The organism is Desulfosporosinus burensis, assembly GCF_054657535.1.
On sequence record NZ_BAAHYN010000001.1, the window covers coordinates 332136 to 357449 of the forward strand.

The 25314-nt window shown below is 43.5% G+C and carries 20 protein-coding genes; 1 reads left to right on the forward strand and 19 read right to left on the reverse strand.

Going from position 1 to position 25314, the window contains the following annotated elements; all coding sequences use genetic code 11:
* Positions 1-22: 22 nt before the first annotated feature.
* Both ACYQ3Q_RS01905 and ACYQ3Q_RS01910 read right to left on the reverse strand, forming a co-directional pair.
* Complete coding sequence (locus tag ACYQ3Q_RS01905; RefSeq protein WP_459926977.1) at positions 23-1090, reverse strand: D-alanyl-D-alanine carboxypeptidase family protein; 1068 nt, start codon at positions 1088-1090, stop codon at positions 23-25.
* 314 nt (positions 1091-1404) lie between these two features.
* Positions 1405-2193, reverse strand: coding sequence for a M23 family metallopeptidase (locus ACYQ3Q_RS01910; RefSeq protein ID WP_459926978.1), 789 nt, complete (start codon positions 2191-2193; stop codon positions 1405-1407).
* Positions 2194-2335: 142 nt separating this feature from the next.
* Here ACYQ3Q_RS01910 and lexA point away from each other — a divergent pair, with 142 nt between their 5' ends.
* Positions 2336-2950, forward strand: a complete 615-nt coding sequence (gene lexA, locus ACYQ3Q_RS01915; RefSeq protein WP_459926979.1) for a transcriptional repressor LexA — start codon at positions 2336-2338, stop codon at positions 2948-2950.
* A 212-nt stretch (positions 2951-3162) separates the two neighbouring features.
* Here lexA and ACYQ3Q_RS01920 read toward each other — a convergent pair whose 3' ends face one another.
* The 17 genes from ACYQ3Q_RS01920 to ACYQ3Q_RS02000 form a co-directional block, all read right to left on the reverse strand.
* Entirely contained in the window at positions 3163-4266 is a 1104-nt protein-coding gene (locus ACYQ3Q_RS01920) for a D-alanine--D-alanine ligase family protein (RefSeq protein ID WP_459926980.1), read from the reverse strand.
* Between the two features lie 132 nt (positions 4267-4398).
* Positions 4399-4944, reverse strand: a complete 546-nt coding sequence (gene lepB / locus ACYQ3Q_RS01925; protein ID WP_459926981.1) for a signal peptidase I — start codon at positions 4942-4944, stop codon at positions 4399-4401.
* A 135-nt stretch (positions 4945-5079) separates the two neighbouring features.
* Positions 5080-6345: a methionine gamma-lyase family protein gene (locus tag ACYQ3Q_RS01930; RefSeq protein ID WP_459926982.1), complete on the reverse strand. Its 1266-nt coding sequence runs from the start codon at positions 6343-6345 to the stop codon at positions 5080-5082.
* An 88-nt stretch (positions 6346-6433) separates the two neighbouring features.
* Positions 6434-8044, reverse strand: a complete 1611-nt coding sequence (gene hflX / locus ACYQ3Q_RS01935) for a GTPase HflX (protein WP_459927186.1) — start codon at positions 8042-8044, stop codon at positions 6434-6436.
* A 79-nt stretch (positions 8045-8123) separates the two neighbouring features.
* Positions 8124-9101 (reverse strand): AAA family ATPase, encoded by a 978-nt coding sequence (locus ACYQ3Q_RS01940; protein ID WP_459926983.1) that lies wholly within the window; start codon positions 9099-9101, stop codon positions 8124-8126.
* Positions 9102-9175: 74 nt separating this feature from the next.
* Entirely contained in the window at positions 9176-10999 is a 1824-nt protein-coding gene (gene typA, locus ACYQ3Q_RS01945; RefSeq protein ID WP_459926984.1) for a translational GTPase TypA, read from the reverse strand.
* 154 nt (positions 11000-11153) lie between these two features.
* Positions 11154-11402: an RNA chaperone Hfq gene (gene hfq, locus ACYQ3Q_RS01950; protein WP_034142241.1), complete on the reverse strand. Its 249-nt coding sequence runs from the start codon at positions 11400-11402 to the stop codon at positions 11154-11156.
* 35 nt (positions 11403-11437) lie between these two features.
* Complete coding sequence (miaA, locus tag ACYQ3Q_RS01955) at positions 11438-12379, reverse strand: tRNA (adenosine(37)-N6)-dimethylallyltransferase MiaA (protein ID WP_459926985.1); 942 nt, start codon at positions 12377-12379, stop codon at positions 11438-11440.
* Between the two features lie 14 nt (positions 12380-12393).
* The gene (locus tag ACYQ3Q_RS01960; protein ID WP_459926986.1) at positions 12394-13191 is read right to left on the reverse strand and encodes a class I SAM-dependent methyltransferase; all 798 of its coding nucleotides are present in this window, start codon (positions 13189-13191) and stop codon (positions 12394-12396) included.
* A gap of 91 nt (positions 13192-13282) precedes the next feature.
* Complete coding sequence (gene mutL, locus ACYQ3Q_RS01965; protein WP_459926987.1) at positions 13283-15265, reverse strand: DNA mismatch repair endonuclease MutL; 1983 nt, start codon at positions 15263-15265, stop codon at positions 13283-13285.
* Positions 15262-16596, reverse strand: a complete 1335-nt coding sequence (locus tag ACYQ3Q_RS01970) for a histone deacetylase family protein (RefSeq protein WP_459926988.1) — start codon at positions 16594-16596, stop codon at positions 15262-15264. The genes mutL and ACYQ3Q_RS01970 overlap by 4 nt, the downstream gene beginning before the upstream one ends.
* Positions 16593-18260: a hydantoinase/oxoprolinase family protein gene (locus tag ACYQ3Q_RS01975; protein ID WP_459926989.1), complete on the reverse strand. Its 1668-nt coding sequence runs from the start codon at positions 18258-18260 to the stop codon at positions 16593-16595. The genes ACYQ3Q_RS01970 and ACYQ3Q_RS01975 overlap by 4 nt, the downstream gene beginning before the upstream one ends.
* Before the next feature lie 190 nt (positions 18261-18450).
* Positions 18451-21003 (reverse strand): DNA mismatch repair protein MutS, encoded by a 2553-nt coding sequence (mutS, locus tag ACYQ3Q_RS01980; RefSeq protein WP_459926990.1) that lies wholly within the window; start codon positions 21001-21003, stop codon positions 18451-18453.
* 129 nt (positions 21004-21132) lie between these two features.
* Positions 21133-21561, reverse strand: a complete 429-nt coding sequence (locus ACYQ3Q_RS01985; RefSeq protein WP_459926991.1) for a YlbF/YmcA family competence regulator — start codon at positions 21559-21561, stop codon at positions 21133-21135.
* A 75-nt stretch (positions 21562-21636) separates the two neighbouring features.
* Positions 21637-22968, reverse strand: coding sequence for a tRNA (N6-isopentenyl adenosine(37)-C2)-methylthiotransferase MiaB (gene miaB, locus ACYQ3Q_RS01990; protein ID WP_459926992.1), 1332 nt, complete (start codon positions 22966-22968; stop codon positions 21637-21639).
* 147 nt (positions 22969-23115) lie between these two features.
* Complete coding sequence (locus ACYQ3Q_RS01995; protein ID WP_459926993.1) at positions 23116-24372, reverse strand: D-alanyl-D-alanine carboxypeptidase family protein; 1257 nt, start codon at positions 24370-24372, stop codon at positions 23116-23118.
* A gap of 25 nt (positions 24373-24397) precedes the next feature.
* On the reverse strand, positions 24398-25243 hold the full coding sequence (locus ACYQ3Q_RS02000) for a DegV family protein (protein ID WP_459926994.1): 846 nt from the start codon (positions 25241-25243) through the stop codon (positions 24398-24400).
* Positions 25244-25314 lie beyond the last annotated feature (71 nt).

Consider the following 25314-nt stretch of genomic DNA (forward strand, 5'->3'; position numbering starts at 1 on the left):
GTACTAATTTAAATGGACTAAATTAAAATATTCCCGGACTCACAATCAACGATCTTGGGTCTTTAGATAGTCCTCGAAGCGCAGCCTTTGACCGTTGCTCCGCCCAAGCTTCATCCAATAAGTTGATGGTATCTTTGTAGCGTTGCTCACTCCCTAATAAGACTAGTAATAAATCTCCGTCTGCTCTTGTGACATAGGTTACAAGGCATTGACCAGCTTCTGTCGTGGTCCCAGTTTTTAGACCTTGGTCTCCAGGATAAACCCCTAGGAGGAGGTTCGTATTCTGTAACTCTGCGTTACGAATCTTACCCTGAGCGTCTTTCCACTGGACACGTGCTTGGTTTTTTTGAACATATTTCATAAGTTTTTCATTCTTGATAAAGTGATTGGCAATCACAGCAAAGTCGCTCGCAGTGGTATATTGGTCATGGTCGGGCATTCCATGTGGGTTCGTAAAGTGGGATTGTTGACACCCTAGAGCAGTGGCATAGTTATTCATTTTCTGAGCAAATTCAGGGATTGAACCGCTGATTTTGACGGCCAGAGCAGCTGCTGCGTCATTAGAACTGTTAACAAAGAGCGCAGTCAACAGGTCGTCCACCGATATTTCGTCTCCTGGACTGAGTCCAAGTCTGGAGCCTTCTATAGTTACTTCTGGGCCAACCTTTACGATATCCGTCTCTTTCAAGCTCTCTTCAGCGATTAAACCAGTGAGGAGTTTCAAGGTGCTGGCAGGGGCGCGTTGTAAGTCAGGATTTTGTGATTTAAGAATCTGGTTAGTTTGGGGATCAAGGAGTACGTAGCTTACCTTTGGAGCTATGAGCTCCGAAGCTAAAGATGAAGTATTAGTAGTTGTAGGATTATCTTTAGTTGTTGGTGTAGCAGATGCCATAGCAGTAGCTGGTGGTATAGGAGTAAGTGAGGTCTTAGACCTGAATATTTCTAGTTTAGTTTCTGCTAATGTAATAAGGTCTTTGACCTTGACAGGGCCTAGATCTAAATAGCGAAATCCTACCAACAATAATATTCCAACGAACATCACAAGTATTATTCCCTTTGATGTCAAATGTCTTCGCTTTCTATAGTTCAATGATTAACCCCTCTTTTTAGAATCACAGACGAAGTATTATTTCAAGACTCCCTCTTATTCTTAACATATAAGTACATAATTAGACTCATAAAAAAACTTGGCTGGTGCCCGAAGACACTGTCTTCGCACGTATTAGTCATTCTGTCAGCCTTGGCGAAGGCGGCGGATCAAATGCCAAGTCATCTATGGCGCATTCGACACTAGATACGTCCTGTGTCGTTGCCTTAGTTATCACTTTGCTTACCCGAAATTATACTTTCTGATTGTACAAACAAGGCCATTATAACTAATTTTGAGATATTGAGCAAGTTCTTCTATTTCATCCATAGTTGCCAAACTACTAAAAAAGGATAAGGATTGACCCATTCTCCATTGGGTAGTTCGATTCCAAAATGAAGATGATCGGGTGTAGTCAATGCGTCTCCAGTATGCCCCATCCCTCCTAATACCTCCCCTTTTTCGATTCGTTTTCCTTTGCTAAGTTGCGGAGAACTATATTGCAGATGGGCATAATAATAATAATTTCCATCATCCCCTCGTACTCCGACTCGTTCCCCACCCAGCCTGTTCCACCCTAACTGCTCAATCTTTCCCCCACAGATACTAACAATGGGAGTCCCTTCTTTTCCAAATAAATCCGTCCCTTCATGTCTGCGGAATCCTCCTTCTCGATCTGCACCAAAGCTATCATCGAACCAGGTCGCACCCTGCACAGGAAAGACATATTTTTCGGGATAATAATAGGTATATTGCTTCAGGATATCCCGATGCCTCCGAACTTTTTTAAGGGAAGCTGACGGAAGCATGCCCCAGTTTAAGTCTTTAAAAAGAACTTGATTGCGAAGTTGGTCAACAAGCGCCTGAGCTTCTTTTTCTGGTAGAGTCGAATGTATTGCTAATAAATCCTCCCATGTAGCAGTAGGGGATTTGAGGCTATCTTCTTGGCACTGTTTCACAAGGGTAGGTGTTATAGAACTCAAATAAGGATAGATATCTTCTGATATATTGGGTGGCTTATGAAGTATATGCCATGCAATCATGCCGAGTAAAATAAGAAATATGAGTTGAGCTAATCTGTGTTGGAGTCTGGTATAAATTTTCATCTTATTCCCCTACTTTCTTCAATGATCATTTCTATCCACATTCTCGTTTAAACTGAATATACAGGATTCATTGCGAACATTTGTTTGCACTTTACGACAATGGATGGTACAATATTCCTGAATAGATGGGGGTGTGATACTTATGTACCCGGATTTATCAATGCGCCAAACGAAGATCTTGGAATTTATTAAAGAAGAAATACGTAAAAAAGGATATCCTCCTGCCGTTCGGGAAATAGGCGAAGCTGTTGGTTTACTATCTAGCTCTACAGTACATGGACATCTTCAGACGTTAGAGGAAAAAGGGTATATCCGGCGCGATCCTACAAAGCCTCGGGCAATCGAGATCTTGGATAGTTCTATTGACCCAGTTGACAAGAAGAAAGCGATACATGTGCCCATTGTGGGTCGTGTAACTGCTGGACAGCCGATTTTAGCTGTTGAAAACATTGAAGGCACCTTTCCCCTTCCGGATGATCTGGTTCGTCAAGATAATGTTTTTATGCTTAAGGTTCAAGGAGATAGCATGATTGAAGCAGGCATTCTAGATGGAGACTTCATTATCGTTCGTCAACAAAACGTAGCTAGAAACGGTGAAATCGTTGTGGCATTGATAGGCGATGAAGCAACAGTAAAACGATTTTATAAAGAAAGAACGCTCATTCGGCTCCAGCCCGAAAACTCTGCTATGGAACCAATCTATTCCCAGGATGTCTCGATTTTAGGGAAAGTTGTCGGTGTTTTTCGTACCCTCTAATAAGACGCCCCCTAAACAATATGCACTAGAAAGAACCCTTACTATTACTCTTTCATTTTTTATCAGTAATTTTAAAAACACTAATTTTGGTAAATAAAATAAGGGGAGGAGAGATGGATTTCCATCTCTCCTCCCCTTTATGATCGGGAATACATGAAACCTAGAAGTAGGACTCTTTAGTAGCGGTTAGCCATCGGTTGCCATCGGATACCTTATTCAGGTGAGATTTTGGAGCTTTGTTTATCCTGAAATCGTTCTAATCCTAAAGTTACTAAGCGGTCAATCAAATCAGAGTACGGAATCCCGGTAACCTCCCAAAGCTTGGGGTACATTGAGATTTCCGTAAATCCTGGTAAGGTATTAATTTCGTTTAGGTAAATCTGGTTTTGAGGGGTTACAAAGAAATCAACACGACTCAATCCACAAGCTTCGACAGCACAGAAAGCTTCAACGGCCATCTTCTGTAAACGCTCTACGATAGATTGATCTAGGTTTGCCGGGATCAACAGTCTAGAACCAATATTGGAATACTTTGCTTCATAAGTATAGAATTCGTGCGCAGGTAAAACTTCTCCTGGAAGCGAGGCCTTTGGCGTGTCATTTCCCAGAACAGAGACTTCAATTTCTTGGCCAATAATTGTTTCTTCTACAACGATTTTACGATCGAAGTTCGCTGCAACCTTTAGCGCATTCTGCAATTCTAATCGATTATGGGCCTTCGAAATTCCCACACTTGAGCCTAGATTAGCTGGCTTTACAAAGCAAGGATAGCCTATCTTTTCCTCGATCTGATGAAGACTTGCTTCCACCTCGTTCAGTAAGCCTGAACGAAGTAACGTCAAGTAGCGTGCTTGGGGTAGCTCCTTTTCATGGAAGACGGCTTTCATCCGATCTTTGTCCATACCGAGTGAGGAACCTAAAACGCCTGATCCTACATAAGGGATATTGGCCATTTCGAGTAATCCTTGAAGAGTTCCATCTTCCCCATAGGGTCCATGAAGGACAGGAAAAATCAGATCAACTTTCCCTTGGTTTGGTAGAACACGACCATCTAAGGCTATAAAATGCGGGTTTGTCGGATCGATAACCAGCGTAACCTGACAAGCTTGATCTTGGGGAGGGAAGCCATCCTTGATTAATTCCCCTGGTAATTCCCCCCAAAACCATTGCCCAAGTTTATTAATGCCGATCGTTTCTACATTATAACGATTTCGATCAATGGCATTATAAATAGACTGGGCTGAATTTAATGAAACCTCATGTTCACCAGAGCGGCCTCCAAATAAAAGAGCCACATTTAGTTTGTGTTCACCCACTATGCCCCACCCTCTCAATTAATGTCTTTAGAACAAAAATTCATATGTTCTCTGTGTCCCAAAAAATTTCCTCATAAGAGAAGATAATCTTTCTCATAGAAGTATATGCTTATAAAAGAAAAAAGCTCCCGCCTAACGGGCAAGAGCACCAATTTGTCCTATAGGCCAGTAGCGAAAAAGAGTTCTGCCAGTAATATTTTCCATCGGTAAAAAGCCCCATTCCCTAGAATCAGCACTGTTATTGCGATTGTCTCCCATCACAAAGACTGAATTCTCAGGAACGTCTATCGGACCGAAGTTATTGTTAGGCTTCTCTAATAGATAGGGTTCATAAAGAGGCTGACCATTGACATAGGTTGTGCGATTTCGTATTTCGATTTTATCTCCTGGTAAGCCTACGACTCGTTTAATGTAGTCATCTGTCGCATGGGCACTGGCTGGTGGATGGAAAACAACAATATCACCAGGGCTAATCTGATCAAACCGTTTAAAGAAAAACTTATCTACAATTACCCGGTCTTCAAGTTGAATGGTAGGAAGCATTGAACCAGTAGGAATTTTGCGTGCTTCAATCACAAAGGTACGCAACAACCAAGAAAGCGCAAAGGCAATCAGGACAATTTCTATTAGTTCTATTAAAAATCGCGCAGTACTTTTTGGTGACTCCGAAGTATCCATAATTCACCTCTTTCCCCCTTAAATATTAACATATTTTTTTCAAGAAAGCTTATATAAGTGGAGTGGATTTTTTCCTTCAACGAGTTTAGTTAAACTTATCTGAGGAGAATAGCCATCGAATTAAGTATGAAAAAGTTAACTGAGAAGTCCTTGTTCAAATAAATTAAGAGCTGCTAAAATGTTGCCTAGTTGCACATAATGATGTGAAATTCCACCTTGCTGATAAACAATATAGGGTTCGCGGAGAGGACCGTCTGCAGAAAATTCACTGGTTGAACCTAAGATAAAGGTCCCACCTGCCATAATGACTTCATCTTCATAACCTGGCATACCAGAGGGTATAGGCGTGACGTGAGAATCAAGTGGAGAACCTTTTTGTATTCCCTGACAAAAGGCGATCAGCTTTTCTCTTGATCCGAGCCTAACGGCTTGGATAAGATCAGTTCTTAGCATTTCTGGTTCTGGATTTACTTCAAATCCTAAAGCTCGCCAAAATGCTGAGGAAAAAACCGCACCTTTAATAGATTCAGAAACGGTCAAGGGGCTCAAAAATAAGCCTTGATAAAACAGTCGTTGCCACTCTAAGGTCGCCCCCATGTGCTCACCGATGCCTGGTGCTGTTAAGCGCTGGGCAGCGAGTTTAACAAGATCTGAGCGCCCGGCTACATACCCACCGGTAGGAGCTAGACTGCCTCCTAGATTCTTAATTAGCGAACCAGCGAGCAAATCGACGCCAATATCACCGGGTTCTTGGATTTCGACTAGCTCTCCATAGCAGTTATCTACAAAAATAATCAGTTGAGGATAGTTTGTTTTGACATTTTCTACAAGTTCCTTTAACTGAGCTATCATCAGAGAGTTGCGCCAAGCATACCCTCGCGAACGCTGAACCATGAGTAAGCGGGTCTTATCTGTAATTCTCTCGCCTAAAAGAGAGTATTGTATTTTACCTTGTGAGTCTAAGGGGATGTCCTCATAGGATATTCCAAAATCTATGAGACTCCCCTGCCCTTTTCCCCTTAGCCCGATAACTTCTTCTAGCGTATCGTAAGGGGTTCCGCTGACCGAAATAATATGATCGCCAGGTCGTAGCACACCAAAAAGGGCTGCAGCAATTGCATGAGTCCCTGAAACAAACTGACCGCGGACAAGTGCCGCTTCGGTTCCTAAAATACGGGCTACTACACGATCGAGGACTTCTCGACCAGAATCACCGAGTCCATAACCCGTGGTTCCCTGTAAGTGATAAGTAGAAACTCGCTCTTCTTGAAATGCTCTCAGTACTTTCTCATGATTTTTGAGGGCAATTTCTTCTAGTACAGGAAGTTGGCGAAAGAGTGCTTCTTCGGCTTCGGCTATTGCTTTGTGAATCAACTCCGGCCAATCAGGATTCGAATACAAACTATTTCCTCCTTGTTCTCGCCTATCTTCGACCGCCCACAGCCAAAGGGTGTGAGCGCAGCAACATCACGCCCTCCCTTGTAAAGGTTTAGGTTAGTAACGAGCTGACATATTTCCAAACTGGCTTGAGAGAATCTCCACGCGTCAGGGACATTTTGATGGGATAAGGAAGTTGTTGAGCTAAATCATTCAAAGCATCTTCCTCTAAGGCTTTATCAACCTTATTTAGCAAGCTTATCATAGGTTTTTCAACGCATCCAAGTTGTTTTAGCACTTGATGTACCGCCTCAGCTTGTTGGAGTGCCTGAGGATGACTGGCATCTAAAACATGAATCAAAACATCCGCTTGTTGTACTTCTTCTAGGGTTGCAATAAAAGCATTAATCAACTGAGTGGGTAATTTTCTGATAAACCCAACCGTGTCGCTAAGCAGAACTTCCAAGGAAGAGCTTACTCTAATACTCCGAACGATCGGATCTAACGTAGCAAATAATTTATTTTCACCAAGCGGCAAATCGGAACGACTACCCGCTTGTTCCATGGCATTTTTCATGAACGTCGTTTTTCCTGCGTTAGTATAGCCTACTAAGGCAATGATGGGGAGGCCACTTCTACTTCTTTGACGGCGCTGAACTTCCCGGTGCTGAAGTACAAGTTTTAACTCTCTTTCAAGTTGGGTTATGCGATCCCGCATTCTCCGACGATCCAGCTCAAGTTTTGTTTCTCCAGGACCACGTGTGCCAACTCCTCCACCTAAACGAGAGAGTGCTTGTCCCTGACCTGTTAAATAGGGTAATAGATGCTTTAATTGAGCTAATTCAACTTGAAGTTTACCTTCCCGGGATTGAGCGCGCTGAGCAAAAATATCTAAGATCAATCCTGTACGGTCTAATACTTTTAGACCGGTTTCGGTCTCTAAGGTTCGCAACTGGGTGGTCGATAGTTCATCATCACAGATAATTACATTAGCGTCCGTTTCCTGTAAACGGTGGACAAGTTCTTCAAGTTTTCCGGTTCCAAAATAGCTGCGATTCTGGCTATAACGCCTTAATTGGACAAGTTGACCGACTACCTCAACCCCAGCTGATCGGGTTAGTTCGCGCAGTTCATCTAGATAATCTTGATTTTCTTGGTCACTTTCTTCCAGTGCAATAAGGAAAGCGCGCTCTCCCTTAGGAGGGTTCTGAGGTTTGGTCCCTCTCCATGTACCTTTGGAAAGTTCATTAAGAGCTTGGTTATAGTCAAATAAATTCCAGTTATTGGGGCTGAGATTAACGATATAAGGATTGTCCTCGTCTGTCCGATAGGCAATTTGAATTCCCGTGAGTTGCCCATCGAGAACCCCAAGTGAAGCCATACTTTCCAGCTGAAGAGATGATAAGGCACTATGATCTAGCGGACTTAGTGAGTAGTTCCCATTGGGATGTGTATGGATACAGCGCAAATGTTTTCCCACGGATCTTCCTTTAATCGGAGGAAGGGCTACAGTGGCATGACGACCAACAGCCCCGGCTAATAAGGTACCGGGACGGGAAAGATAGACAGCGATTTCCCGATTCCAAAGTTGGGTTAGGCGAATCAATTCTTCAAGAATTGTAGAATTGATAAGTTCAGTCCGTTCTGTTTTGATTTCAGAAAGATTCTTAAGTTCTTGAATCTGGCTTGCCCGAATCCCAGACAAGTCTCCCGAAATGTCCATAGCCATACAAAAAACCTCATGTTTCCAAATTTTCCTGACTGATTACACTTCAAATGCACTCTTGCAAACACTTTATCCACTAGAGATCTTCCAAATTTATATCTTCAGGCAAGATCTGAATTAGTTCTTCGCGACTTGAACTGGTTTTTTGGAACAGCCGAACAGCTTGTTTTCGAACTGTTTTTTCCACGAGGTTACGGACAAGCCGAGCATTCCCTGCATAACGATGGGTGTTCAGTAAATTTTGCAGGTGGAAGCGGAGCGCATCTTCCGCCTCAGACGTTAATTCATATTGCCGAGTTTTTAGCATCAGTTTACCGATAGCTAATAATTCATCGAGGGTATAATCTGGAAAATCAATATGTATAGGGAAGCGGGAACGAAGTCCAGGATTAGTCTGTAAAAACCATTCCATTTCTTGACGATATCCGGCCAAGATTAAGACAAGATTGTCTTTATTATCCTCCATGGCCTTGACTAAGGCATCGATGGCTTCCTTGCCAAAATCCTTCTCTCCCCCTCGAGCTAAAGAATAGGCTTCATCAATAAAGAGGACGCCACCTAAGGCCTTCTTAAGTTGCTCTCTTGTCTTTTGTGCAGTATGCCCAATATATTCACCGACTAAATCTGCCCGTTCACATTCGATCACATGTCCTTTTTGAAGAACTCCCATTTCTTTAAACAGTCGCCCGACCAAACGTGCCACTGTTGTTTTGCCGGTTCCTGGATTCCCTCTAAAAATCATATGTAGAACAAGGGGTTCTGCTATAAGTTTTTCCTGGAGTCTCCGTTTTTGGATTTCCACATAGGCTTGTAAATCTCGTATCAGACGTTTTACAATGATTAAACCGATATAGGTCTCTAATTCATCGAGAATTTCTCCGACTTTTTTATCCTTATCTTTATCTTTTTCTTGAGTAGAGTTATTCTTTCGTGCTCGGCCAATCCCCGCCAGTTCAGCTGTAGGAGTGGGTTCACTTACGTTTTTGGGGGGCAGGGGGATTTGAATGACCGGAGGTTGTGAATTGTCCGGTTTAAACGTGATACGGATTGTCATAAGTACAGGCACACCTCCCATCTTTACTAATATACGCAAGTAAAGATAAAAGGTGTCCTAGTTAAGTGTTGTTATTATTTCCCTGTTAAGCTTTTGGCGTAACGTACTCGAGAAGTATGATCTAAGAATTTCTTACGCAGTCGAACACTTTTAGGGGTGATTTCAACCAATTCATCGTCGTTAATAAATTCTAAGGATTGTTCTAAAGAAAGCTCTCTAGGCTTATCTAGGCGCAACGCTTCATCCGCTGAACTGGTACGCATATTCGTGAGTTGCTTTTTCTTACAAACGTTAACTTCAATATCCTGTTCACGTTTATTTTCTCCAACAATCATACCTCCATATACATGAAGGCCTGGATCAACAAACAATTGGCCGCGCTCTTGAGCAGAATAGAGACCGTAGGCGTTCGTTTCTCCTTCTTCGAAGGCAATCAGCGCGCCACGATTTCGGCCTGGGATATCCCCTTTATAAGGTTCATAACCCAAGAACATATGGCTCATCATCCCTTCACCCCTGGTTTGGGATAAGAACTCTCCGCGGAAACCGATGAGTCCACGAGCTGGAATTCTAAATTCGATGCGGAGTTGTGTTGCAGAGAGATTTGTCATATTAGTCATTTCTGCTTTGCGCTTACCTAATAGCTCCATGACAGCTCCCAAGGAACTCTCTTGTAAATCACAGATCAAGAATTCAATGGGTTCGCATTTGACACCGTCGATCATTTTATAGATAACTTCAGGTTTTGAAACTTGAAGTTCATACCCTTCGCGACGCATGTTTTCAATTAGAATTGAGAGGTGAAGCTCTCCCCTACCTGAAACTTGAAAACTATCAGCGGAGTCTGTCTCCTCGACTCTCAGGCTGACATTTGTCTCAACTTCTTTCCAGAGACGCTCCCGAATCTTACGCGAGGTAACAAAATGTCCTTCACGTCCGGCAAAGGGGCTATTATTAACCATAAAATTCATGGAAAGCGTAGGCTCATCCACTTCAATGGTCGGTAAAGCTTCAGGATTAAGGGCACAAGCAACGGTTTCCCCAATATTAGCACTCGTTAATCCCGTGAGGGCAACGATTTCTCCAGCAGACGCTTCTGGCACGATTTCTCGCTTTAATCCCTCGAAAAGCATAACTTTTCCAACTCGCGTCCGTTCAAAACTTTCATCCCGCTTGATTAATGTGATGTTTTCATTTTGATGAATTGTCCCACGAACGATTCGACCAATGACTATTTTACCAACATAATCGTCATAATCTAAAGTTGTAACAAGCATTTGAAAGGGAGCTTCGAGATCAACGACTGGAGCTGGAATATGCTCTAAAATAACGGAAAATAAAGGTGCCAAGGTGTCTTCTAGAGCATCAGGAGAGAGTCCTGCGATGCCTGAGCGCGCAGAGGCATAGACAACTGGAAAGTCTAATTGATGGTCTTCTGCCCCAAGCTCAATGAAGAGATCTAAGACTTCATCGACCACTTCAGCCGGTCGTGCATCCGGGCGGTCAATCTTATTGATGACAACAATGGGGATAAGCTTGAGTTCCAAGGCTTTTCGTAAAACGAAACGAGTTTGAGGCATCGGCCCCTCAAACGAATCGACGATCAAAAGAACTCCATTGACCATCTGTAAGACACGTTCAACCTCTCCACCGAAGTCGGCATGTCCTGGCGTGTCAATAATATTAATCTTTGTTCCCAGCCAATGGACGGCAGTGTTTTTTGATAAAATGGTAATACCACGTTCACGTTCTAAATCATTGGAATCCATGACGCGTTCTACAACTTGTTGGTTAGCACGGAAGGTTCCACTCTGTTTAAGCATAACGTCAACAAGGGTCGTTTTCCCATGATCAACGTGAGCGATAATTGCAATGTTTCTTAAATTTCGAGTTTCCATAGTTGGGTTGAGTTCCTTTCTTTCACTAAGATAAAAGCATATAACCTTAGGATAACATAGTCCAGTAATGAATTCAAGCATGAAGAACTAAGTTCGATCTAATACCGAACTTAGTTCTTCATGCTTAGAAAATCATCGTTGATCTTTATTTAGCTTAAGTATTTGAATCTCCTGCACTTGCGGTATTAAAGTTAATCGGCCGAATAGGCATTACCGTTGATATCGCGTGTTTATAAACCATTTGTTGTCTACCCTCAAATTCAATGACGACCGTAAAGTTGTCAAATCCTTTAATAAGTCCCTTAAGCTGAAACCCGTTGACCAAATAAATGGTCACCGGAAGGTTTTCTCTGCGTACCTGGTTTAAAAAGGTATCTTGTAAATTGATGGGCGATTTGTTCATAATTTTTCCTCCATCACCTTATATTCCTATAATAACTATATTACACGAGTTTCGCAGGCTCTGCAAGTTTGTACGACAATCTTGAGAATCTCGTTTAATTGAAGACTAATATCGTACCAGCTAATCCGAGGATCACGTCGGAACCACGTGAATTGACGTTTGGCAAAATGACGTGTATCACGTTGGAGTAATCTTAACATTTCTGGTTGGGTGACTCTCCCTTTTAAGAACCAAATTGCATGACGATAACCGATACTCTGTAAAGGTTTTAAGGTCGGGGCATAACCGTTCTTTAAAAGAGTTAGAGTTTCTTCAATTAAGCCATGCTTTAACATTGTAACGCAGCGTTGATTTATCCGATCATAGATTACGTCTCGTGGCGCAGTTAGCCCAATATAGACAATGGATGGATCAAGTGGCTGGTATTCATCATCTCGAAATTGACGCTGGCTGGAGAGGGTTTTTCCTGTTAGTTCAAAAACTTCAAGAGCTCTGATTATGCGCATAACGTTGTTGGGATGGAGCTGCTCAGCAGTGACAGGATCCTGTTTCTCCAGCTCTCTATGCAGTGCCTCGTTGCCATGTAAAATAGCGAACTCCTTCCATTTACTCCGAATTTCCTCTGAGCCGTGTTGCGAAAAATCATAGGGATCTAATAAGGAACGAATATAAAGTCCTGTTCCACCGACAACAATTGGAATATGGCCCCGTCCCCTAATCTCGGCGATCAACGAGGTTGCCTGGGATTTAAACTGAGCAGCCGTAAAAGGTTCCGTGGGATCTAAACAATCAATCAGATGATGAGGGACAAGCTGAAGCTCTTCTGTAGTCGGTTTTGCTGAACCGATATCTAATTTCTGATAGACCTGGACGGAATCTCCAGAGATTATTTCTCCACCGATCGTTTGGGCAAGTGCTATACCCAGTGCGGTCTTACCAACGCCAGTCGGACCGATAATTACTACAAGTGGATACACTTAAGCTACCTCCATTATACTAGAATGACACCATAATCGACTGGACTGTACTGGCCTCCGAGTAATATCTCAAAACCAAGGCGTTGGAACTCTGAACTATTTTTCCGTTCCTTTAAGACAACCCTTTTCCGAGCGATTCGGCAAGCCTCATAAATTGCCTTATGGTCGAGTGGTTTATGGTCAGACCATTGGTGTAAGGGTTGGATTGATTTTGATTGTTGGAGAGTCTGTCTGAACATGGGATCAAAATATACGATATCGACTGAACTTGTGGGTATTCGTCTTAAGAACTCGATGTGATCTCCCCAGGAAATTTGAATTCTATGTGAAGCTTCTGCTAAAGTAGCCCAAGCGACTTGTTTTTCTTCATTTTTTGAATTTGTAATAAGTTCATTAATATGGCTTAAACCATCTTGTACCATAGCAGCTAAAACCGGGGATTGTTCAAAAGCAAGGACCTTTCCAGTTTCACCAACAGCCCATGCTGCAATCAAGGCATCCGATCCTAAACCAAGAGTAGCATCGATCAAGGAGTCACCAGCGATAATTTTTGTCGCTTCAAGAAACCGATCTGACTCACCTCGCCGAAGATTAATCAGACGAATCAGGGCCATGCTGGGATGAAAGGCTAGCCGTTCTGTTCCATTTATCAAGAAAACACCACGTCGAGTGATGGCTAGTTCTGGAAATCTCTCTTCCCCTCTCGGTGTTGTGGTCCAGGTACATCCGGGTTGTTGAAGAAACCAATCAAGTCTCTTTTGGAGTTTCGAATCTGAATGCGTTATTTTAATATGGATGGGGAGTTCATTCACTAGCTAAAAGCCCTCCCTTGTAAACTTTCATAAAAGTGCGTCTTCTTACGCTTAGTATGTCCTTGTTACTACGCACACAAACTTCCCAACGTTAAGTGCGATAAAAACGTCTTTCCAACTCCGCACGGGACATTTTAACCATGGTAGGGCGACCATGGGGGCAGGTATAAGGATTCTGAGTTTGATAAAGTCGTGCAATCAGTTGTTCCATTTCCAGCAAGGATAGTGAGTCTTGGGCTTTGATGGATTCTTTGCAAGCCAAAAGATAGATCCACTCTTCCAATAGTTTGTTTAAGTTGGGTGCTGTGTTCCTCAACAACACTTCTTCGATAAACTCACGCAGCAGCTTGTCAGGTTGAGATATTCCAGTCTGGACCGGTACACCTCGTAATAAGTAGGTACGGGAGCCAAATTGTTCTAACACAAATCCCATTTCATTAAGAATCCATAAATGCTCTAAGAGAACCTGTTCTTCCTGGAGCGTAAACTCCATGGGAAGTGGTATAAGAAGTGACTGACTTGCTTGTTCTGCTTGTTTGAACTCCTTTAATAATCGTTCATAGTTGATCCGTTCGTGAGCTGCATGTTGATCAATCATAAAGAGAGTTTCACCATCAGTTGCCAAGATATAGGTATTGAAAAGCTGAGCTAAAGGCCAGATTTGAGAGAGAATATCTGGGGTGTTTTGCTCAGATATGTTAGAACCCGTATTCTTAACAACACTAGGCATTTGCGGCGGAAGGGTACCGAAGAATTTTGCTTGATCAAAGACTAGGGGTTTCTGAGGGCGAGTCTCGGGGTGATTCTCAGGTTGAGAATCGGATTGAGTATTGGTTTGAGCATTAGGTCGACTTTCCTTTGCATTTGTTGACAAAGGTTCGGCTATCTCACTGATTTGCAACGCTACATTAGGGGTTGGTGTCGAGGTTGACATAGAGGTTGACCTAGGGGTTGACATCTGAGTGCCCTTTGGGGTTGCCTGGGTTCTTATAGCAATGGAGCTAGTTGCATTTGTTGCTGAAACATCCATTCTAGGTGGGAGCGAAAAGGTAGATCTGGTCGTCTCAAAGGTCGGCAAGGGCTTACTATTTATGAGAGTTCGATAAACAGCCTGACTGATAAAATGGGTTAAGGCTTGTTCATTCTTGAACCGGACATCCATTTTTGTGGGATGGACATTCACATCATAATCTGATGGCGGAACACGCAGGTGTAGCACTACTATGGGGTGAAGCTTAGCCGGAATCAGGGTGTGATACCCTTCCTGCAAAGCACGGCTTAAAAACGACGAACGTATACTTCGTCCGTTAATCATAAAAACTTGAGTTTGCTTAGAAGTTCGGACCAGATTCGGTGGACTGATAAAGCCTTCCAAGCACCACTCTTCGTGTTGTGCACTGATTGATATAAGTTGCCGCGCGATAGTATGCCCGAAGATAGATCCAATCGTTTCACGTAACTGACCACGCCCCGAGGTTTGCAAAACAACTTGCTGCGGGTGAGTCAGAGAAAATGCAATCTCTGGGTGCGCCAGCGCGATGCGCCCGATCGAATCACTAATCAGCCCAAATTCCGTCGGGGTAGATTTTAAAAATTTCAATCTCGCTGGAGTATTATAAAACAAATCTCGAACTGTTACTGAGGTTCCAACCGGGCACCCTACTTCTTTAAACTCCCCTTCTTCTCCACCTTTGAGTGTTAGGCTCAATCCGGCAACTTCGTCAGCAGGACGTGTGGAAATTTCCATATTAGAAACCGAGGCAATGCTCGGTAAAGCTTCCCCTCTGAACCCGAGGGTTCGCAAATGATCGAGATCTCCAATTTGAGTGATCTTACTCGTCGCATGACGAATGACAGCTAACGGTAAATCCGAAATCGCGATTCCGCAGCCATCATCCTGCACTCGAATTAAAGGAACACCATTCCCCTCAATGGTTATGTCAATGTGTTTGGCCCCTGCGTCTATAGCGTTTTCTACCAATTCCTTAACCACAGAGGCTGGTCGTTCAACCACCTCTCCAGCAGCGATTTGGTTAGCAGAGTGTGTATCCAGAATATGAATCACCGGTGTCAAAATTCGTTCAGTCCTTCCTTACTATCCCAAACAACTAGTTTGTCATGAAGCTGATTCTGCAGGAGTCCGCTTCTGATTTTCTCGCTAGGCCTATGCGTGTGCTCCCAAAGGTCATAACCCGCTTGCTCGCACTCTGGGCAGGCTTGAAACGGAATTCTGACTAAAATAGATGTATGGGGAGCGCGCCGACTTTCTATAAAGACTGTACCAGCACAATGATTACATTGTCGGATGTAATCCTGGCGGGTTTCTTGGAACCCTTCTGTATCATAGTAAATTGAATTGGGAATATTGATCCAATTTCCTCTCGGGAAGGTGGGTTTGTTTTGAACACTGAACTTAGGTTGAACCGCTTGATGCTGTTTTTTAAGAGCTTCAAAATATGGCTTCAAATCTGCCCACGCTAAAGTGGGGCGAGTAAGCTTCTGGGGTTCTCGAACATGATGATAATCTTCTCCAGCGAGGGCCAGTAAAATGGCCAGGTTAAGATAAGGAAGAGCTCCTTCGATGGAATATCCACCTTCCAGAACTGCCAAATCCGGTTGAAGAAGTTCCGTAATCCGACCATATCCCCCTGCCGTTAGATTCATTGAGGCGAGTGGATCTGTAAAATGATTGTCCTGACCCGCCGAATTAATGATCAGCTCAGGAGCAAAGGCTTGCAGACGCGGGAGCACCCAATTTTCCATTACATAATGATAGCCTTCATCTCCCGTTCCAGGCGGTAGTGGAATGTTTAGAGTCTGATCCCAGGCATTGGGACCCCCTTTTTCATAGACAAAGCCACTGCCTGGAAAAAGTGTACGTCCATCTTGATGGATAGAAATAAATAGAACATTCGGATCGTGATAAAAAATATCTTGAGTTCCGTCTCCATGATGGACATCCGTATCTACAATCGCAATCTTTTTTACACCATACTTGGCCCTTAAATGGTTGACCAGGATTGCCTCGTTATTCAGGGTGCAAAAGCCACGGTTCCCCCAAACGGTCGCTCCTGAATGATGTCCTGGTGGACGTGCCAAGACGAACCCATTAGAAATTTCGCCACGCATCCGTGATTCGCCTAATAAAATGGCGCTTCCCGCAGCAATTAGATGGGCATCTAAGGAGTCCGTATGCGCCTGTGGGTTGGGGAATAAGGCTTGAGCCCGTAACCCCTGATGCAAAGATGCCACACGGGGTGAAAACTGTTTAATTTGGGGTAAGTCAAGAACCCCCTCTTCGAACAGTTGCTCTTGGGTGTAGAGGAGGCGTTCTTCACGTTCAGGATGGGAGTCTCCTAACGACCAATCAAAGGCTGGAAAAAACAGAATTCCGGTTCGTTTCATAGTATTACCCTCCCGATTACACCAGCCCGCTGATGAGCGGCCCCATGAACGATTTGGCCCACGGTACGATAATTTTGAACAATAGGGAAGAAATCAAAGGGCTCTTTTTCTACAGCATAAGTATCTATGCCATACTCCTGCACTTGCCGTTGCACAAGGGTATCCAAAAACTCCTCCACTTCTTTGTGAGGTCGAAGTGAGCCTGTCCATTTACCCTGTTCTCCAGTCTCTTCCACGCGGTATTGCTTCATATAGGTATCAAGATGGAGAGTGCAATCAAAGGTAGGTCTTGCCATAGCTGTACCAAGAGCATTGGAGATTTCTGCGCGATAGCCAAGCTTTACTGGAGTTCCCAGACGTTCTCCTAAGGCAGTCGAAATTCCTCGAGCAGCTCCGCCGGTGACTAAGGTGTGGAAGACATGGTTTTCCTGCGGATGGAGAACCTCCCACACTTTATAGGCTGGTTCTTCTTGCCACTCTCGTTTTAGAGAATCCACAGCCTCAGAGATTCTTTCCACAACTTGAGCAAGAATGGCACTGGCCAGCTCCTTCAGCAACTGAGGGGTTCGACCTTCTGGTGGTAAAATTGAGGCCAGACCTTCTTCAGCTAGTTGGAGATTACCATAATCTATCAGCCCCAGATACCGCATGGCATCCGTCGGAGTAGGTACATTCCCTCCTAGACAAAACGCAGGACCGAGGCGATAACTTTCGAGAACAAACCCTTGATCGGTAGCACGAACGACAGAGTCTCCCCCTACCGGAATGGAGCGAACGGATAAGGAGCGGACCAGTGTTGTGAAGGATCCAATTTGAGCTCCTTTAGAACTAAGTAAAGGCACTCCTGCTAAAACAAGACCCATATCTGTGGTTGTTCCGCCAATATCAACGACAATGGACGACTCCACAGCGTCGATTTGGGTTAGAGCTGACAGAACACTGGCAGCGGGCCCAGAATAGATGGAATCGATCGGGCGAATCTTAGCAAGTGGTAAGCATCCGCCATCGGCCTTTAAGATAAAAATGGGGGCCTGAATTTTTCGTGCAGCAACAGCGGTTTGTAATTGTTGGGCAAATTGGTGATAGAGATCCGACACTCCTAAATTGAGATAGGTTGTCAAACTTCGTCGATAGAAATTTGCTTGACCCCACTCATGTCCTAGAGCAATACGTAAAGATGGGTTAATTTGCTTTAGATAACTAGCAAGTAATTCCTCGTGAAGATAGTTCCGATGGGAGAATTTCCCTACTATGGCTACGCGGGTTGGCTTCTCGAGTAGGTCTGGCGATAGCAGTTTCTCCCATTCCTTCTGGTTAGGGGATTCAATTTCTCTGCCTCGAAAATCCATTTCTCCTGAGAGCTCCAGATAGTTTACCGGCCAGGGAAGAGCATCCATTCTCATCCCCTTGCCAGAAAACAGCATTAAGTTAACAGAGGGAATTTGATCTTGGAGAATGGCATTCGTTACAAGAGTTGTACTGACTGTGATGCGGTCAAGCTCCTGTCCCTCTCTAATAGCTAACTTATCAAAAGCTTCCATAAGAGTATCTACTAAATTTTCTGATTGGGTGGGTACCTTGGCTGTTTGTTGGATACGACCATTGGCTATCAACACTGCGTCAGTGTAAGTTCCCCCCACATCGATACCTACTTGAATAGGCATGGTTACACCCCCCTTTATCGAGGTTCGATGAACGATGCTCGAGGTTCGATCTTTAAACCCTAACATCCTATGACGAACCGACGAACTTTAACTTTTAACTATAACTTAACCTTAATCTTGGACTCTGTCCACTAACATGAATTTATTCCAACTAAGAATTCGAACCTCGAACCTCGCGCTTCGCACCTCGCTAAATTGCTTCAGAGGATTGAATGCGCTCCTGTAGGTCAAAGAGATATTGAAGTGCTTGGCGAGCCGTCATGTCTTCTAAGTGGATTTGTTTAATTTCTTGTAAAAGCGGATGAGTTTGTGGAACGTCAAACAGTGTAAATTGGGTCATAACTTGGGTCGGAGCAGAGCTTGCGTGTACTGGCTCGGATGATTCTAATTCCTTGAGCAAGGTCTTGGCACGTTTTAGTAGTTCTTGAGGGAGACCTGCCAAGCGCGCCACTTGAATACCATAACTACGATCTGCGCGACCTGGCAGAATTTTATGTAAAAAGACAATGTCTTCTCCCTGTTCCTTCACCCCAACATGAAGATTAAATAGCCCGGAAAAATCATCCTGTAACTGCGTCATTTCATGGTAATGGGTGGCAAAGAGGGTTTTGGGGTTAAACTCAGGCTGTTGAACTAAATACTCAGCCACGGCCCAGGCGATACTTAGTCCATCATAGGTGGCTGTCCCTCGTCCGATTTCGTCTAAGATAATTAAGCTTTTTGCAGTGGCATATTTCAAAATATGCGCTACCTCTTGCATCTCAACCATAAACGTACTTTGGCCAGCCGCTAAGTCATCTGAAGCACCTACTCGTGTAAAGATCCGGTCTACTTGAGAGATGATGGCCTTTTGGGCCGGTACGAAGGATCCGATTTGGGCCATCAAAACGATTAAGGCGACTTGGCGCATGTAAGTCGATTTTCCGGCCATATTGGGTCCTGTAATCAGCGCTAAATGGTGGTTCTGGGAAATAAGCGTGTCATTGGGGACAAATTTGCCTGGTTCGAGCATGACTTCCACAACAGGGTGACGACCTTCAGTGATATGAATCTCCCCATCATTAGTGATCTGAGGACGGACATAGTGATTGCGAATAGCGACTTCAGCCAAACTGACCAAGACATCCATCTCCGCTAAAACTTGAGCGATAGTCAGAATCTGCTTGGTATTTTTTCGAACACTCTCTCGAAGGACTAAAAAAAGCTCATACTCTAGTTCTTTAAGTTTATCATCAGCGCCTAGAATTTTTTGTTCATATTCTTTGAGTTCAGGAGTAATGAAACGCTCAGCATTGGAAAGAGTCTGTTTACGTTGATAGTCTGAAGGAATAAGGTGGGCATTGGCATGGGTAATCTCGATGAAATAACCAAACACTTTGTTATACCCGATCTTTAAAGAGCGAATCCCCGTACGTTCACGTTCGAAGCTCTCGAGTTTGGCAACCCATTCTTTTCCACCTGTCGAAATACTGCGTAATTCGTCCACCTCTTGGGAATACCCTGTTTTAATAATATTCCCATCCCGAATCGATAAGGGAGGAACAGGATTAAGCGCCTCTTGCAGGGTTGTGACGAAGGTCTCAAAGCCCTCCAATTGAGGAGCCTTGATTTTCAGAGTCTCAGCAGTGCTCGCCATCAGGAGTGTTCGTATTTCAGGAAGCAACGCTAAAGTTTGGGTTAAGGATAACAAGTCCTTGGCATTGGCGGTTCCGTAAGAAACCTTCCCTATCAGACGTTCGAGATCATAGACCTTGGAAAAAAGCTTCAACAAATCTTTGCGCAGAAAAGAGTCCGAGGCTAATTCATCTACCGCGTTGAGGCGCCGCTCTATATCATCCTTCAATAGCAATGGCTTATCAATCCAATGCTTCAGAAGTCTACCGCCGAAGGCGGTCTGAGTGGAGTCAAGAACAGACAGTAGAGTTCCTTTTCGCCCTGCCCCTCGGAGGGATTCTGTAAGTTCCAGGTTGCGACGTGTCCACTGGTCTAAAAACATCCACTGCTCGGAACGGAAAGTTTTTATTTCAACGATATGGCTAGGATCAACGCCGGGCATTGTTTCCAATATGTAAGTCCATAAACTAGCGGCAGCACAGGCTGCAACCGGAAATTCTTGCAAGAGAGTCTGTTGACCTTCAAAATGATGACTTAAATCGCGACTATAAAATGTATTACGATCCCGCAGACTACAAAAATACCCTGTCCAAAGCTTAGGTTTTTTAATTAGCTCAGGCGGAAGTAGGACTTCTGCTGGATTTATCCGAGAAACTTCCGCAAGCAACACATCGAGCTCAGGGGTTTGAAAAATTGTAAATTCTCCCGTGGATAGATCAAGAAAGGCTAGTCCCCAGTCCTGCTCGTGAAATACACTGGCTAGATAATGATTAGAGCGTTCTGCAAGGGATTCAGTAAGGGTTCCTGGCGAGACTATCCGGATAATGTCACGCTTGACGATGCCTTTAGAATTTTTTGCGTCTTCTACTTGTTCACAAATAGCCACCTTGTGACCGGCTTTGACGAGCTTTGATAAATAATTATCGAGAGCATGATAAGGAACGCCACACATGGCGATACGTTTCCCATCCCCTGCATCTCGGCCAGTTAAAGCGATTTGTAAGATAGGCGCAGCAAGCTCTGCATCGTCTCCGAACATTTCGTAAAAATCACCTAACCGATAAAAGAGAATTGTATCGGGTGTTTTGGCTTTAATTCCACGATATTGTCGCATCATAGGGGTGGTCATACCATGTCTTCTCCCTTTTAAAAGTTTGTTGACTAATGATTCTGCTACTCAGAGACGATAAATCCTAAAAGGGAAGAGCTACTGATTTAGCTCTTCCCTTTCGATCTCGATTCTGCGGTATTTTCAAAATTAATTCCCGCAGCCGCAGCCTCCGCCGCTGCCACACCCTCCTGGTTCGCATCCGCCTGGAGCACAACCATCATCTCCACAGGAACAGCCATCAGAAGAACCTGCTATAGCTCCGGCAAGAATAGCATTAACACCATCTAACATTTCGGTAAACTTGTCTTGTGCTTTCATGTACGCGGCGATAGCGAGATTCGCTTCTACCTTAGCTTCAATTTCATCGACCGCATTTTTATCAATTTCAGTAGGCTCAGTGCCGCCTTGTTGTACCTCCATAAAGCGTTCTTGAGCTTTCTGTAATTCTGCAATCAATTCTTGGGCTGAAACATCAGCAGCCATTGCATCCTCTGCACTGTGTAATTCGGCGAGCTCGGAGCTACGAGCGATGGCATCTGCCAAGAGCCGGGCATTTTCAATAATTTCGTTTGTCATTGTATGACACCTCCGCATAATACATTCTACATAGGACAGAAGATTCCTGCTTCAATCGCAAAGTTAAACAGAATTCTACTTAGATCTTTCAATTTCTCCGGTAAGTGTCCAAGATCCGGCGTCTAGTATCTTCACGTTTACCAAAGACCCGATGAGTTCTGGCTGACCATTAAAAACGGCCAGTTCGTAGCCGCGGGTTCGTCCAGTTAAACGCTCAGGATTTGTCCTACTTGGACCTTCCACCAAAACTTCATAGGTTTTTCCAATCATTTTTTGCCGCCATACCAGACTCTGCTGGTTTTGCACGCTCATCAACTTCTGTAAACGTCGCTTTTTAACATCTAGAGCAATTTGATTCTCCATTTCGGCAGCAAGCGTACCAGAACGTTTGGAATACATGAAGGTAAAGGCATGACTATAATGAACTAAATTCATGATTTCCAGAGTTTGCTCGAAGTCTTCTTCCGATTCGCCGGGAAACCCAACGATTACATCTGTTGTAATCCTAGCCTGGGGAAGGAGTTCATAGATTTTTTCTACTCGGCTTATATAGTATTCCCTAGTATATTTCCGATTCATGCGCTGGAGTATGAAATTACTACCGGATTGAATCGGTAAATGGAAGTGCTCACATAATTTCTGACCCTGAGCAACAGTTTCAATCAGCTTATCCGACAAATCCTTGGGATGTGAGGTAATAAAGCGTATCCGTAACAAGTCTGGAATTTGATCTACATCCTTAAGCAAGTCTGCGAAGTCATAGGCGGGAGAAAATTCTTTACCATAGGAGTTTACGTTTTGTCCTAGTAAGGTGACTTCGCGACAACCACTGTCCACAAGGTCTTTAATTTCTTGAATGATTTCCTCAGGTTTGCGACTCCGTTCCCTGCCTCGCACATGTGGAACAATGCAATATGAACAGAAGTTATCGCATCCGTACATAATATTAACGTTCGCTTGAAGTTTACCTTTCTCAGCGAGCGGAGTAGATTCCAGGGTTAATTTGGGTTCAGTCCAAACTTCGGCGACTTTTCCTCCTTGTTCTACCTGATGTAAGAGATCCGAAAAATTGTGTAAATTATGAGTCCCAGTCCAAATATCTATAAACGGTGCTCGTTTACGCAAGCGTTCCACGGCACCCGGTTGTTGAACCATACAGCCACTAATTGCAATTTTAAGACGGGGGTTTCTTTCCTTTAATTTCTTAAGCTCTCCTATTTTGCCGAGTATTCTATTTTCTGCGCTCTCCCTTACGCAACAGGTATTTATGATCACTAAATCTGCATTTTCAAGTTCTTCGGAACTCTGATAGCCTTCTTGCCTAGTAATTTCCGTCAAGGTTTCAGCATCACGTTCAGACATTTGGCAACCATAGGCAATGGTAACTACCTTCTTACCCTTTTCCAAGTTAGTCAACTCCTAAATCATACCTTTCTTGTTATAATCATATTATATAGTTTTTTTACTGAACGGACAATTTTTAGTAAATTCTGTCTCACGATAACAAAAGCATTAGACATCAAATCTAATGCTTCTATCACTAATTTATAGATCCTAACTTGACTCTCTTCGTTTCAAAAGACGTGCCTGTCTTTTCAAATAACGAGAGGCGTTTCTTTTATGATTGATAAAAACAAAAATGCCTACGATCACAATCGCTCCAAAAAACCAAGTTGTTTGAAACGAACGCACGGTCTGATATGGCATTTTTGGTTGAACTGCCCGAGAGGTTTTCAAAGGAAATGTGTCTAAATGCGTAATACCATCTAAAACTGCAACTTGAGCAACGACTTGTCCTTCTTCTACTGAGGATAATGTACCCAAATTTAAAGGGGATACACGAAGATCTAACGTTTTCTGCTGTTCGTCAAGTTTCTGGGTAATATAGAGAGGACGGTCAAGAATGAGGTCAACGGATTCACTATCAACCGTAATGGATGCAATTGCGGCACCTTTAGGTTTATAAACTATAGTTTCAAATTGAGTAAATCCATATTCAAACATGTTTTCCATATCTGTGTAGATTTCTTTTCCTGGAGATTTGAGAATTACACCGATTAATTGACGTCCATCCTTGGAAGCTGATGCCACAAGACAATTTTGGGCAGCAGCCGTATATCCCAATTTGATGCCATCAACAGCTTCATCCATCCATAATAGTTTGTTTTGATTGACCAAAAGTGAAGGCACATTTTCCTTTGAGCGAGAAATGGTTTTTGACTTAGTACGGACATACTCGGCGAAGATAGGATTTTGATAAGCGACACGGGCTATAAGGGCAAGATCATGTGCTGTGGTGATATGTCCTTGCTCTGTTAAACCACTCGGATTACTAAAATGCGTTTGATGAGCTCCAATTTCCTGAGCACGCTGATTCATCATTTCAACGAAGCGCGGTAGGTCACTACCGATATGCTCAGCAATAGTTACTGCAGCATCATTGGCTGAGTTTAACAGTGTAGCATGGAGAAGGTCCTGTAAAGATAGTTTTTCCCCTGGTTCCAGGTATATCCGTGTGCCATATACAAGCTTATTATTTAACATAGTAGGACTTGCTGTCACAATGTCATTCAAATTACCACGTTCAATAGCTAATAATCCAGTCATAATCTTGGTTGTGCTGGCAGGTGCAAGAGGCTTATCAGGGTTTTTCATAAAGAGCGTTTCTCCTGATAATACATCAATCAAATAAGCCCCTTCTCCCTGAACTATTGGCAAAGTACCCTTTGAAGATGACGAACCTAAGGCAATTATCGGGGTATAGCTGAACATCAAAAATAAGGCTAGCAAGAAAGCTGCGATGGATTTCAACTAAGTTTCTCTCCTATTCTGTGTTTTAACGTTGATAAAAAAGTGCCAGTGTACCTGGACCCGTGTGGCTTCCAACGACACAGCCCACTTCACTGATTATGACATCCTTTACTTTGAAGTGCTGATGGATTTCATTGGCTAAGATCTGAGCATCTTCATAACATGTTGAATGTGATATTCCAATCACTTGCTGTTCGGGGAACGTGATTTCATGTTCCATAACTTCGACTAATTTTTTAATTGCGGCACGACGAGTACGGACTTTAGCATAAGGTTCTATCTTGCCATCTGGGGTAAAATGCAAAACGGGCTTGACATCAAGCAATCCACCTATAAACCCAGCCGTTCTGCTGACTCTTCCCCCTTTAACGAGGTAGTCTAGCACGTCTAGGGTAAAAACATAACGCATTTTTTGGCGGAATGCAAGTATTTTTTCTTCCGCTTCCTCCCAGGAAGTTACGGAAGATAGAGTTTTTTGGGCAAATAAAGCAAGCAATCCATACCCAAATGATGCACCCAGGCTATCGATAATATGCACTCGCTCAGGAGCAGACGTCATTTTGCGTACCATATGAGCCGTCGAAACAGTTGCACTCAAGCCTGATGAAAGATGAATAGCGACCACTTCGTATCCAGCGGATAAGGCCTTTTCATATTCTTCCAATAGGTTGTTAGGATTTGGCTGGGATGTTTTAGGTAATTCCTTAAACTCGTCAAATTGCGCATAAAACTCTTTGTTGAAAAGGTTAACCCCTTCCAGAAAGGTCTTGCCATCAATAGTTACGGGCATTGGTACAGTAACGATCCCTGCAGAGACTGCCATGTTGAAGGGGATATCCGACGAGCTGTCTACTATCACTTTGAAGGACATAAAAAACCTCCTTCTCAATAAAACTCCTAAATTCTGTAATGTATAAGTATTCTCGGTCAACAAGAATTATC